Origin of the sequence: uncultured Altererythrobacter sp., assembly GCF_913057185.1 — a bacterium.
GTDB classification, from domain to species: domain Bacteria; phylum Pseudomonadota; class Alphaproteobacteria; order Sphingomonadales; family Sphingomonadaceae; genus Erythrobacter; species Erythrobacter rubellus.
Window position 1 is genome coordinate 242,915 of record NZ_CAJXNK010000002.1, and the last position, 11,764, is coordinate 254,678.

At 57.2% G+C, this 11,764-nt stretch carries 13 protein-coding genes; 12 read left to right on the forward strand and 1 reads right to left on the reverse strand.

The features are described from left to right. Nucleotides 1-182 precede the first annotated feature (182 nt). The 12 genes from rpsB to rpmE all read left to right on the forward strand — a co-directional run bounded on the left by rpsB (nucleotide 183) and on the right by rpmE (nucleotide 11,444). A complete protein-coding gene (rpsB, locus tag QZ487_RS09035) occupies nucleotides 183-932 on the forward strand; it encodes a 30S ribosomal protein S2 (protein WP_285975536.1) in 750 nt (249 codons plus the stop codon). A gap of 114 nt (nucleotides 933-1,046) precedes the next feature. Then, nucleotides 1,047-1,973, forward strand: coding sequence for a translation elongation factor Ts (gene tsf, locus QZ487_RS09040; RefSeq protein ID WP_285975535.1), 927 nt, complete (start codon nucleotides 1,047-1,049; stop codon nucleotides 1,971-1,973). 157 nt (nucleotides 1,974-2,130) lie between these two features. Beyond that, a complete protein-coding gene (pyrH, locus tag QZ487_RS09045; protein WP_285975534.1) occupies nucleotides 2,131-2,853 on the forward strand; it encodes a UMP kinase in 723 nt (240 codons plus the stop codon). A gap of 3 nt (nucleotides 2,854-2,856) precedes the next feature. Then, nucleotides 2,857-3,414 (forward strand): ribosome recycling factor, encoded by a 558-nt coding sequence (frr, locus tag QZ487_RS09050; protein WP_285975533.1) that lies wholly within the window; start codon nucleotides 2,857-2,859, stop codon nucleotides 3,412-3,414. Between the two features lie 24 nt (nucleotides 3,415-3,438). Continuing rightward, the gene (uppS, locus tag QZ487_RS09055; protein ID WP_285975532.1) at nucleotides 3,439-4,134 is read left to right on the forward strand and encodes a polyprenyl diphosphate synthase; all 696 of its coding nucleotides are present in this window, start codon (nucleotides 3,439-3,441) and stop codon (nucleotides 4,132-4,134) included. Further along, the gene (locus QZ487_RS09060) at nucleotides 4,121-4,801 is read left to right on the forward strand and encodes a phosphatidate cytidylyltransferase (RefSeq protein ID WP_285975531.1); all 681 of its coding nucleotides are present in this window, start codon (nucleotides 4,121-4,123) and stop codon (nucleotides 4,799-4,801) included. The genes uppS and QZ487_RS09060 overlap by 14 nt, the downstream gene beginning before the upstream one ends. After that, entirely contained in the window at nucleotides 4,798-5,952 is a 1,155-nt protein-coding gene (dxr, locus tag QZ487_RS09065; RefSeq protein WP_285975530.1) for a 1-deoxy-D-xylulose-5-phosphate reductoisomerase, read from the forward strand. The genes QZ487_RS09060 and dxr overlap by 4 nt, the downstream gene beginning before the upstream one ends. Nucleotides 5,953-5,977: 25 nt before the next feature. Continuing rightward, a complete protein-coding gene (gene rseP / locus QZ487_RS09070; RefSeq protein WP_285976998.1) occupies nucleotides 5,978-7,084 on the forward strand; it encodes an RIP metalloprotease RseP in 1,107 nt (368 codons plus the stop codon). Nucleotides 7,085-7,240: 156 nt separating this feature from the next. Beyond that, a complete protein-coding gene (bamA, locus tag QZ487_RS09075) occupies nucleotides 7,241-9,931 on the forward strand; it encodes an outer membrane protein assembly factor BamA (protein WP_285975529.1) in 2,691 nt (896 codons plus the stop codon). Further along, the gene (locus QZ487_RS09080; protein WP_285975528.1) at nucleotides 9,931-10,623 is read left to right on the forward strand and encodes an OmpH family outer membrane protein; all 693 of its coding nucleotides are present in this window, start codon (nucleotides 9,931-9,933) and stop codon (nucleotides 10,621-10,623) included. Before bamA ends, QZ487_RS09080 begins: the two co-directional genes overlap by 1 nt. 25 nt (nucleotides 10,624-10,648) lie before the next feature. Next, the gene (gene fabZ, locus QZ487_RS09085; protein WP_285975527.1) at nucleotides 10,649-11,113 is read left to right on the forward strand and encodes a 3-hydroxyacyl-ACP dehydratase FabZ; all 465 of its coding nucleotides are present in this window, start codon (nucleotides 10,649-10,651) and stop codon (nucleotides 11,111-11,113) included. Nucleotides 11,114-11,219: 106 nt separating this feature from the next. After that, nucleotides 11,220-11,444 carry a 50S ribosomal protein L31 gene (gene rpmE / locus QZ487_RS09090; RefSeq protein WP_285975526.1) on the forward strand — a complete coding sequence of 75 codons (225 nt, stop codon included), beginning with the start codon at nucleotides 11,220-11,222 and terminating at the stop codon, nucleotides 11,442-11,444. A 110-nt stretch (nucleotides 11,445-11,554) separates the two neighbouring features. Here the strand turns inward: rpmE and QZ487_RS09095 are convergent, their stop codons facing one another. After that, on the reverse strand, nucleotides 11,555-11,668 hold the full coding sequence (locus QZ487_RS09095; RefSeq protein WP_285975525.1) for a TraR/DksA C4-type zinc finger protein: 114 nt from the start codon (nucleotides 11,666-11,668) through the stop codon (nucleotides 11,555-11,557). Nucleotides 11,669-11,764 lie beyond the last annotated feature (96 nt).

Below are 11,764 nucleotides of genomic sequence, written 5' to 3' on the forward strand. Positions count from 1 at the left end.
TTGGGGCTGGATATTTGGCAATTTCACGTCTAGAGCGCGCGGCGTTCGTGAAGAATAGGGCCATCCCGGCCGAGTTCTAACCGTTCAAATCCACATGGTGAGCGTACATACCGGTGCCTTGCGCGGGACATACCGCAACAAGGTTCCAGCTCTCCAGAGGCATAACCGGAAAGGAATTACCTATGGCGGCCACTACCGTCACAATGCAGCAATTGATTGAGGCCGGCGCACACTTCGGCCACCAGACCCACCGCTGGAACCCGCGGATGAAGCCGTATATCTTCGGCAATCGCAACGGTGTTCACATTATCGACCTGTCGCAGACTGTGCCACTGTTCGCGCGCGCTCTCGACTTCGTTGAGCAATCTGTTCGTTCTGGCGGCAAGGTATTGTTCGTTGGCACCAAGCGTCAGGCGCAAGGGCCGATCGCAGAAGCCGCACGCGCTTCGGGTCAGCACTTCGTCAACCACCGCTGGTTGGGCGGCATGCTCACTAACTGGAAGACAATCAGCCAGTCGATCAAGCGCATGAAGACCCTTGAAGAGCAGCTTTCGGGCGACACTTCGGGCTTCACGAAGAAAGAAGTTCTGCAGCTGACACGTGAGCGTGACAAGCTTGAGCTTTCATTGGGCGGCATCCGCGACATGGGCGGCGTTCCAAGCGTGATGTTTGTGATTGACGCGAACAAGGAAGATCTCGCCATCAAGGAAGCGGCTGTATTGGGCATTCCAGTGATCGCGGTTCTCGACACCAATGTCGATCCGACTGGCATCGCATTCCCGGTACCCGGCAATGACGACGCGAGCCGTGCGGTTCGCCTTTATTGTGATGCGATTGCTTCAGCAGCTATCGCTGGCCGCGGCGGAGCCGTTGCCGACAGCGGTGAAGACGTTGGTGCGATGGAACAGCCACCAGCTGAAGCGACTGCTTAAGCCTTAATCTCGGCTGGTACGTCTTTGGCGTGTCATCCACTACCCCTAATGTACTGGGTATCACCGCTAAAGAGCGGTCCCGGTGCACACAGACCATTTGAAAAGGAAATCACCATGGCTGCATTTTCTGCCGCTGATGTGAAGGCTCTGCGCGAGAAGACCGGCGCGGGCATGATGGACGCCAAAAAGGCGCTTGAAGAAGCAAACGGCGATATCGAAGCCGCAGTTGACGCGTTGCGCGCCAAGGGCCTCGCTACCGCTCAGAAGAAGTCTAGCCGTACTGCGGCTGAAGGCCTTGTCGGTGTTACCGTTGAAGGCAAAAAGGGCGTTGCAGTCGAAGTGAACTCTGAAACAGATTTCGTTGCAAAGAACGACCAGTTTCAGGACTTCGTGCGCAAGACCACGCAAGTCGCTCTGAGTGTAGACACAGACGATATCGAAACTCTGAAAGCTGCTGCATACCCAGATGGCGGTACTGTGGCTGACAAGCTGACGAACAACATCGCTACTATTGGCGAGAACCAGCAGGTCCGCCGCATGAAAAGCGTGTCGGTACCGCAGGGTTCGGTTGTTTCTTACATGCACAACGCGGCGGCAGAAGGCCTCGGCAAGATCGGCGTTCTGGTTGCTCTTGAGAGCGACCTGGGCGACGACGTGCTGGTGCCGTTTGGCAAGCAGCTCGCCATGCATATCGCTTCGATGTTCCCACAGGCTCTCGATGCAGACGGCCTGGATCCTGAAGTAATCGCGCGCGAGCGTGCAATCGCAGCGGAAAAGGCAGCCGAGAGCGGCAAGCCTGAAAACGTGCAGGAAAAGATGGTCGATGGCGCGATCAAGAAGTTCGCGAAAGAAAACGCTCTGCTCAGCCAGATGTTCGTGATGGACAACAAGTCTTCGGTTGAAGATGTTGTTGCGCGCACTGCCAAGGATAACGGCGGCTCGATCAAGCTGGTCGACTACGTCCGCTTCCAGCTCGGCGAAGGCATCGAGAAGGAAGAAAGCGACTTCGCTGCAGAAGTCGCAGCTGCTGTTGGCGGCTAATTCTTCCAAGCACCGATTCTGAAGCGGCCGCTGGACGTTATGTTCGGCGGCCGTCTTGTTTGGATGTAAGGGTGACGCTTCTTTACCCTTTGCGCGAGTCGGGAAGGGCGGCTAAGGCCCTTCGCAATTCAATCCATACTTGGGAGCGGGACCGACCATGAGCCTACCACCTGTCAAACGCATTCTCCTGAAGCTCTCGGGCGAAGTGCTGATGGGCGAACAGGAATACGGGATTGATCCTGCCTATGTTGCGCGCCTGGCCGAAGAGGTGAAGGCGGCCAAGGATACCGGGCTAGAGATATGTCTGGTAATCGGCGGCGGTAATATTTTCCGCGGGGTGGCCGGCGCGGCCAAGGGCCTGGATCGCACCACCGGCGACTACATGGGCATGCTCGCGACGGTTATGAACGCGTTGGCGATGCAGAACGCTTTGGAGCAAGCCGGCGTGCAGACCCGCGTGCAGTCAGCAATCCCGATGAGCAGCGTTTGCGAGCCTTACATTCGTCGGCGCGCGGAACGCCATCTAGAGAAGGGGCGGATCGTGATTTTCGCCGCAGGCACAGGCAATCCTTTCTTCACGACTGATACCGGCGCAGCATTGCGTGCTGCCGAGATGAACTGTGATGCGCTGCTCAAAGGTACCAGCGTGGACGGGGTCTATGACAGCGATCCGAAGCAAAATCCCGATGCCACGCGTTTTGACACGATCAGCTATGACCGGGTGTTGGCAGACAATCTCAAGGTGATGGACGCCACTGCAGTCGCCCTGTGCCGCGAGAATTCCATTCCGATCGTCGTTTTCTCGATCCGCGAAAAGGGCAATGTTGCCCGCGTGCTCGAAGGAAACGGCGTACAGACAATCGTACAAGAGGAAGCCTGAAACATGCCGCAATATGAAAAGGCAGATATCGAACGCCGGATGAATGGCGCAGTGGAATCGCTGAAGAGTGATCTGGGCGGTTTGCGCACCGGTCGTGCGAACACCAGCCTGCTCGATCCGGTTGTCGCCGAAGTTTACGGCGCGATGATGCCAATCTCGCAAGTAGCGACGGTGTCGGCTCCAGAGCCACGCATGCTAAGCGTTCAGGTGTGGGACAAGTCGAACGTCAGCGCGGTTGAGAAAGGTATTGCCAAGGCAAACCTCGGCCTCAATCCGATGACTGACGGCCAGACAATCCGTCTACCGATGCCGGACCTGACCGAGGAACGCCGCAAGGATCTGGCCAAGCTGGCCGGCGAATATGGCGAAAAGGGCAAGATCGCTGTGCGCAATGTTCGCCGCGACGGCATGGAATCGCTTAAGGCTGACGAGAAGAAGAAGGAAATCTCGGAAGACGAACGCAAGCGTCTGGAAGACGAGGTCCAGAAGATGACCGATAGCCATATCGCGGATATTGATGCGGCGGTTGAGAAGAAGGTTCAGGAAATTCTGACTCAGTGAGATCGGGGTAGCCGGAGGGGATCGATGGGCGAGACGCCCTCTAAGGATGCGAGCCGCGCACGTCACGTCGCCATCATCATGGATGGCAATGGGCGCTGGGCGAGAAAGCGCGCCTTACCGCGATCGATGGGGCACAAAAGCGGCGTAGAGGCCGTGCGAAAGCTTGTGCGCAGCCTCAATAGTTCCGGGCTCGATTGCTTGACGCTTTATGCCTTCAGCAGCGAGAACTGGAAACGGTCAGAAGACGAAGTCGACGACCTGATGAATTTGATGCGCAAGTTCATCAAGTCGGATTTACCCGAATTCATCGAGAATGGCGTCCGGCTGAAAATTATCGGCGATTGGCAAGGGCTTGAGCCCGATATCGTCCAAATGCTCGAAGATGCACTAGAACAGACCAGAGCGGGTACACATACGGTTGCAGTGGCACTCAACTATGGCTCGCAGCAAGAAATCGCGCGCGCAGCGACCAAAGCTGCGTCAATTGGCGAAGTGAACGAGCGGACTATTGCTGCGCATCTTGATACGGCTGATTTGCCGCCTCTCGATCTGCTGATCCGGACCAGTGGCGAAATCCGACTGTCGAATTTCCTGCTGTGGCAATCGGCCTATGCCGAAATGTTGTTCGTGGACACGCTGTGGCCGGATTTCACGCCGGAGATGCTGCAAACTGCGCTGGACGATTTCGCGCAAAGGGAGCGACGCTTTGGCGGACGCTGAGACACCTAAGAAGAAATCCGACCTGCCGGTGCGGTTCGCCTCGGCTGTGGTGATGCTGGCGGTGGCAGGTACGGCGCTGTGGCTGGGTGGTTTCTGGTTTGACCTGTTCGCGCTGATTGTCGCGGTCCTCTGCGTCAGCGAATTCGGGCGACTGGTGATGCTGGCATTCGAGGGTAGGGGATCTCGCCTGATCGCTCTCGTGCTGGGCGGGCTTTATGTCGGCACGGCCGCATATGCATTGGTGAGCCTGCCAATAGCAGTTGTGGTGGGAATACTTGCGGTCGTTATCGCTACCGATGTCGGTGCGTATTTCAGCGGGGGCTCGATCGGCGGACCCAAGATCGCACCGAAGATCAGTCCTTCCAAAACATGGGCTGGCCTAGGTGGCGGAATGCTGGCGGCAGGACTTGTCTCAGCCGGATTTTTCGCTTGGAACAGCGGCGATAGCTCCCTTCGGACAATGATGTTTATCGCATTTGCAATCGGCGCATTGCTTGCGGTGGTCGCCCAATCGGGTGATTTCTTTGAGAGCTGGCTCAAGAGGCGCGCAGGGGTGAAGGACTCGTCCAACCTCATTCCCGGTCATGGCGGTGTGTTTGATCGTGTGGATGGCTTGCTACCTGTCGCAATTGTGAGCATCGCACTGTGGGCGGTGCATCCGGCATGACCCGCTCGATCTCGATTCTTGGAGCAACGGGTTCGGTGGGCGAGCAGACGCTCGACTTGATCCGTCGCAATCCTGACGAATGGCAAGTTGAGGCGCTGACTGCGAATTGCTCCGCGAAACAGCTGGCCACGTTCGCGCGCGAATTCAGCGCGAAGATCGCCGTGGTCAGCGACGAAAGCTGCTTGCCTGAATTGCGCGAGGCTCTTGTCGGGACAGATATCGAAGCGGCTGGTGGCCGTGCGGCGCTTTGCGAAGCGGCAAGCCGCCCGGTCGATATCACCGTTGCTGCGATCGTCGGCTGCGCGGGGCTGGCGCCGGTTATGGCCGCAATCGAGCAAGGCGGCACGCTCGCTCTGGCGAACAAGGAAGCGCTGGTTTCGGCCGGCGACGTCATGACGGCAGCGGTTGCCAAACATGGCCCGACACTGCTGCCCGTCGATAGCGAGCACAATGCGATCTTCCAGTGTTTGCAAGGCAATGACATTGCCGATGTCGCGCGGATCACGCTGACTGCCAGCGGAGGCCCGCTGCGCACCTGGTCACTGGACCAACTGAGGGCTGCAACCCCTGCTCAGGCCATCGCGCATCCCAATTGGGATATGGGCGCGAAGATAAGCGTCGACAGCGCCACCATGATGAACAAGGGTCTGGAGTATATCGAGGCGCATCATCTTTTTCCGGTGGGCCTGGACCGTTTGAAAATCGTGGTGCACCCGCAAAGCGTGATCCATTCCATGGTCGAATACCGTGACAAGTCCACGCTGGCGCAATTGGGCCCGTCCGATATGCGTGTGCCGATTGCTTCTTGCCTCGCATGGCCAAGGCGTATGGACACACCGATGGAATCGCTCGACCTGGCGGCAATCGGTGAACTCAGCTTCTTCGCACCCGACGAAGCGCGCTTTCCTGCTACGAGATTGGCGCGCGAGGCCATCGAAGCGGGCGCGGGCGCTCCTGCCACGCTGAATGCCGCCAATGAAGTAGCCGTTGCGGCGTTTCTGGCGGGTCAGATCGGGTTCATGGACATTACGGCAGTGGTGGAAAGCACACTAAACCGCTATAGCGCGCCAGCGCCGCAAACCCTCGATGACGTGCTAAATGTTGATCGAGAGGCAAGATCGGCTGCGACTGCGCAACTGGAGACCGCGTAACTTGTTCGAATCCCCGCCTTTCTGGATGTATATCGCCGGTTTCCTGCTGGTGTTGGGTCCGCTAGTTACAGTGCACGAACTGGGTCACTATCTGGTTGGCCGCTGGTTTGGCGTCGGCGCCGATGCGTTTTCGATCGGCTTCGGTCGGGAGCTGTTTGGCTGGACTGACAAGCGCGGCACGCGCTGGAAAGTCGCGGCCATCCCGCTCGGTGGCTATGTCCAGTTCAAAGGCGATATGAACCCTGCTAGCATTCCGGATCCCAAGGCGCCGGTTCACTCGGATTCTTTCCAGTCGCAGTCATTGTGGAAACGTGCGCTGATTGTGTTTGCAGGCCCTGCGACCAATCTGATCGTGGCCATAGGCATCTTCTTTGCGTTCTTCGCGATCAGTGGACAGCCAACAGTCACATTTCCCGACGATTCCACTATGATCAGCCGTTTTGCGGAAGAATCCGCCGCGCACGATGCGGGCGTTGAAGTGGGTGACCGGATCATTGCAATAGACGGGCAGGCAATTGGTGATTTCCAGGAGTTGATCGACCAGGTTGCGCTATTCCCGAACCGGCAGATCGAATTGACCGTTGAACGGGCTGATCAAACTCTGACGCTGCCGGTTACAATTGGCAGCGCTGTCGAGGAAGATCGCTTTGGCAATCAGATGACGCTTGGCCGACTGGGTGTATTCCGCCCTGACAACGGCATTCCGGAAGTAACGTATGAGCGGCTGGGCGTGACCGAGGCCTTGCCCGCCGCGCTTTCCTACACATGGAACACATTCGAGATGATGATGCTGGGTTTAAAGCAGATCATCGTCGGGGACCGTTCGGTGCAGGAGCTGGGCGGCCCAATCAAGATAGCAAAGTACTCCGGCGAGCAGTTGAGCCTCGGTCTGCTGGCATTTGTCAATTTCGCCGCTTTGATCTCGCTTAATTTGGCATTCATTAACCTGCTGCCAATCCCCGCGCTGGATGGTGGGCATCTGGCATTCTATGCGGCTGAGGCCGTTAGGAAGAAGCCGGTTGGACCGCAAGCGACCGAATGGGCGTACCGCACGGGGATAGCAATCGTGCTGATGCTGATGGTGGTTGTGACATTCAATGACCTCGTGTCGCTGCCGATATTCGGGAGTTAGTCGGGGAAAGGGGCCGGTAAGGCGGCAGTTGGTAGGTTCTCCTGCTTGATTGCCAACCGCGCATCGGGCAGAGGCGAAAGGGAATTGCCTCAACCTGGAGATCGGGCCCTGGGGGCGACGCTTGAAGGTTTAGAGTTGGACGGGAAATTTGCGAATATGAGTGGACGTATCAAAGCGGGCGATTGCCGTAGGAAGCCCGCTGCCGGTCTCGCGACTCTTTTGTTGTGCGGAACTGTGCTGGCCGGTGTGCCGGTCGCAGCATTTGCACAAACAGCCCCTGCAGAAGCGGAGCCAGAGCAGGTCACAGCACCAGAGCTGGTCGACAATACGATCCGCACCATCAGCGTGGTCGGCGCTGAGCGTTTGGAAGCGCAAACGATCCTCAGCTACATTCGTTTGCGTGTTGGGCAGGAATACACTTCGGCCGGCGCTGACGCGGCGCTGAAAGATTTGGGCGCGACCGAGCTGTTCTCCAATTTCTCGATTCGCAACGATGGCGGTAATGTCGTGATCGAAGTGACAGAGAACCCGGTCATTAACCGGATAATCCTGGAGGGTAATCGCCGCCTCAAGAACGACAAGATCCTGCCTGAGATAAAGCTCTCGCCGCGCCAGATTTTCACCCGCTCAAAGGTTCGTGCAGATGTTGCGCGTATTATCGAGCTGTACAAGAGGCAGGGCCGGTTCGCCGCGACGGTTGAACCTCAAATGGTCACGCTGCCTCAGAACCGTGTCGATATCGTCTTCGAGATCACGGAAGGGCCCAAGTCCAAGGTTCGCCAGATCAACATCATCGGTAACGAGCAATTCTCTGACGGAGAGCTGCGCGGTGCGATGGTAACTAAGCAGTCGCGCTGGCACCGTTTCTTCAGCTCAAACACCAGCTATGACCCGGACCGGCTGGCATTCGACCAGCAACAGCTACGCGCGTTCTACCTCGAGAACGGCTATGCCGATTTCCGCGTCGTTTCCGCGGTTGCGGAGCTGACGCCGGACAAAGAGGACTTCATCATCACTTACGTGGTGGAAGAAGGCGAGCGGTACAAATTCGGCGAAGTGACCGTTGAAAGCCAGCTGCGCGACTTTGATGGCGAACGGATGCAAAGCGGCCTGCCGATGCAGACGGGCGATTGGTACGACGCGAAACAGATCGAAGACACGGTCGAACAGATTACCGAGCTCGCTGGTACCTTCGGCTATGCCTTTGCCGATGTGCAGCCACGCTTCGACAGAAGCCGCGAAGACCTGACCATGAACGTCAACTTCGTGATCCGCGAAGCTCCGCGCGTCTATGTCGAGCGTGTGGACGTAAACGGTAACACGCTGACGCAGGACAAGGTGGTTCGCCGTGAATTCCGTATTTCGGAAGGCGATGCGTTCAACTCGCTGCAGGTCGCGCGTACGACCGCTCGAATTAACTCGCTGGGCTATTTTCAGGAAAACTTCGAAGTTAACCAGGCAGAGGGCAGCCAGCCCGACCGGATTGTTCTGGAAGCGAATGTGCAAGAGCAACCAACCGGCGAGCTTCAGCTGTCGGCCGGCTATTCTTCGCTAGAGCGCTTCATTCTTGCAGCTTCGGTTCGTCAGCGGAACTTCCGCGGCCGTGGTCAGACGGTTGGCTTCAGCGTCAACTGGTCCCGTTTCAGCCGGTCCGCGTCAATCAGTTTCCAAGAACCGTACTTGTTTGACCGCAACATTTCAGCGGGTGTCGATATCTACCGGCGCGAGTTCAACAGCTTCAACTTCCGAAGCCGTGACCGCAACCGTACGTTCGAACAATCGACAACCGGCTTTTCGCTTCGTGCAGGTGTGCCGATCACAGAATATATGTCGTTCATTGCCAGCTACACGCTGAACTTTGACGATATCACGCTGGACCAGAATACATTCTTTTCCGACTTCGACGGCGACGGCATACGCACTTGTGAGCCCTTGTTTGCAGGCCGTTTCCTGTGTGACGCGATCGGCAAACGTACCAGTTCGATCCTGGGTGCGAACGTGGTTTACAGCACGCTCGATAGCCGCTTGCGTCCAACGCGCGGTGAGAACGTCAGCTTCTCGACCGAGTTGGCTGGACTGGGCGGCAATGTGAAATATGTTCGAGTGCGCGGCACAGCGTCCAAATATTGGCCGGTAGGTGCAGGGTTCATCTTCTCGGTCTCTGCCGAAGGTGGTGCGATCAACGCATTGGAAGACAGCAATCGCCCCGGCTTCGATGATGTCATTCTGACCGATCGTTTCCAGCTGGGTGAACCGCGTTTCCGCGGGTTTGATATTCGCGGTGTGGGCCCGCGTGTTATCCGTCAGCCTTATATCGATGATGGCGAAGGCGGTGTTATCCCGTTGACTGAACGAAATCAGGTTGTTGATGATGCGCTAGGCGGTCGTGCTTACTACCTCGGTCGTGCAGAGCTCGAACTTCCACTGGGTACAGGCGCGCGTGAGTTGGGCCTGCGTCCTTCCATCTTCATGGATGTTGGTGCTCTTTTCGCTGTCACCAAGCCAATCCTTCAGGACAACCCCAATGGCATTCAGCAGCGCGACGGCGATGGTAATCTCCTTTATCTTGAGGTTATTACCGATGCCAACGGCAATCCCTCAACTGTATTCAGCAGCAATGCTATCGCCGCCGACGGCGTAACTGCCAACGCACCGTCGATTATTCAGAACAGCCGCTTCCGTGAGGTATTCCTCGGCGATTCAATTTCGCCGCGTGTCTCGATCGGCATCGGCGTCAACTGGAATTCACCCTTCGGTCCGTTCCGGATCGACTTCGCTCGTGTGCTGAGAAGTCAGCCCGGTGATGATACCAAACGCTTCACGTTCAACGTAGGAACTCAATTCTAATGAAACTCTTCGCATCATTGCTTGCAGCAGCGAGCATTTCGACCGCAGCCGCCATGGCTGTGCCTGCAACGGCTCAGGTTCAAGGTAATATGGCCACTGTGAACCTGCCAGCTGCAGTTATCAATTCCAATGCATTCGTAACTGCCTATCAGCAGATTGCGGTTACTTATAAGCCGCAGATCGACACGATCCAGGCGCGTCAGCAGGAAGGCCAAACTTTGCTGCAACAGCTTGACACTAACAGCGATGGCCAGCTGGACGAAGCCGAACAGCAGGCGGCGCAAGGGAGCGCACAGCAAACCCGCCTTCAGGCGATCGATCAGGAAGTCACGCAGTTGACCGACCAGATCGAAGCAGCGCGGGTTTACGCTGTCGAGCAAATCCTGATTCAGTATCGTCCGGCGCTCGAGCAGGTGGTTCAGCAGTTGAATGTTCAAGTAGTTCTGTCCCCTGAAACGGTCATTTATGCACCGCCGCAGGCAAACATCACGCAGCAGGTTACTGCCGCGCTGAATACAAACGTGCCTTCGGTTGCGATTGTGCCGCCGCAAAACTGGCGCCCAAGCCGCAATGTTGTGGCTGTCTATCAGCAGATCCAGCAGACTCTGGCCGCCGCTCAGGCTATCCAGGCTCAGCAGCAGGCTGCTCAGGCGCAGCAACAGGCGAATACGCAGGCCCCAAGCGGCCGCTAAGCGACAGACAACTGGGGGCAGGGCCATGAGTGACGCAAACGGCGATACGCCATACGACATTCACAAGATTTTGAAGGCTCTGCCGCACCGTTACCCTTTGCTTTTAGTGGATCGCGTGCGCTCGATCGAACTGGGTGATAGAATTCATGCGGTGAAGGCTGTGTCTTTCAACGAGGAGTTCTTTCAAGGGCATTTTCCCGGCGCACCGATAATGCCGGGCGTGTTGCAGATCGAAGCTCTGGCTCAGGCTGCAGCGATCCTCGGGGTCGAGACGCTAGAGCTGGCGGGCACGGGCAAACTGGTTTTTTTCATGGGTATTGACGGGGCTAAGTTCCGTTCGCCGGTGACGCCGGGATGCCTGCTCGATCTTGAGGTTCAATTCCTGCAGAAACGCAGCCGGGTCTATAAGTTCAAAGGGCGCGCCAGCGTTGAAGGCAAGACCACCACGGAATGTGAATTTACTGCGATGATCGCCGATCCACCGAGTTGATGGGCAGAATCGCTTGATTTTTGGGCAGCGCACCTCTATCCGCGCGCCTTTCCCAGAATACAGCACCGCCGGTCGGTACCGGCGCAAGCTATAAAGGATATTTGAGATGAAAGCCGAAGGGCACCCAGACTACCACATGATCACGGTCAAGATGACCGATGGCACAGAATTCCAGACACGCTCGACTTGGGGCAAAGAAGGCGACACGCTCGCGCTCGAAATCGACCCGACCAGCCACCCGGCATGGACCGGCGGCAAGCAGCAGATTCAAGAAGGCGGCCGTGTGGCAGCGTTCAACAAGCGCTTCGGCGGGCTTTCCCTTAAGAAGTAAAGGGCGCTTAAAAAATAAGCGGCTTCACAAGTTTTCCGACCCCAATCCGTTGGCATGCCGGATAGAGAAGGCGGTCCATAGGGCCGCCTTTTTCGCATTTGGCGCGGGCGCTAGGCGCAATCGATACACCGTGTCGCGATCGGCCGCGCTTCGAGCCGTTCGCGGCGGATGTCCTTTCCGCATTTGGAGCAAGTTCCGTATGTGCCGTTCTCGATCCTGAGCAACGCCAGCCTGATCTGCTGGATTTCCGCACGCAGAACGTCGTCGACTCCTTCGAGCGCCTCGTCATCTGCCAGATCAACCGCTTACTCACTCCAGTC

What these genes read in the sequence shown, in the direction of transcription:
- rpsB (WP_285975536.1), top strand. Translation starts at nt 183, where the DNA reads ATGGCGGCCACTACCGTCACAATGCAGCAATTGATTGAGGCCGGCGCA.
- tsf (WP_285975535.1), top strand. Translation starts at nt 1,047, where the DNA reads ATGGCTGCATTTTCTGCCGCTGATGTGAAGGCTCTGCGCGAGAAGACC.
- pyrH (WP_285975534.1), top strand. Translation starts at nt 2,131, where the DNA reads ATGAGCCTACCACCTGTCAAACGCATTCTCCTGAAGCTCTCGGGCGAA.
- frr (WP_285975533.1), top strand. Translation starts at nt 2,857, where the DNA reads ATGCCGCAATATGAAAAGGCAGATATCGAACGCCGGATGAATGGCGCA.
- uppS (WP_285975532.1), top strand. Translation starts at nt 3,439, where the DNA reads ATGGGCGAGACGCCCTCTAAGGATGCGAGCCGCGCACGTCACGTCGCC.
- dxr (WP_285975530.1), top strand. Translation starts at nt 4,798, where the DNA reads ATGACCCGCTCGATCTCGATTCTTGGAGCAACGGGTTCGGTGGGCGAG.
- rseP (WP_285976998.1), top strand. Translation starts at nt 5,978, where the DNA reads ATGTATATCGCCGGTTTCCTGCTGGTGTTGGGTCCGCTAGTTACAGTG.
- bamA (WP_285975529.1), top strand. Translation starts at nt 7,241, where the DNA reads ATGAGTGGACGTATCAAAGCGGGCGATTGCCGTAGGAAGCCCGCTGCC.
- QZ487_RS09080 (WP_285975528.1), top strand. Translation starts at nt 9,931, where the DNA reads ATGAAACTCTTCGCATCATTGCTTGCAGCAGCGAGCATTTCGACCGCA.
- fabZ (WP_285975527.1), top strand. Translation starts at nt 10,649, where the DNA reads ATGAGTGACGCAAACGGCGATACGCCATACGACATTCACAAGATTTTG.
- rpmE (WP_285975526.1), top strand. Translation starts at nt 11,220, where the DNA reads ATGAAAGCCGAAGGGCACCCAGACTACCACATGATCACGGTCAAGATG.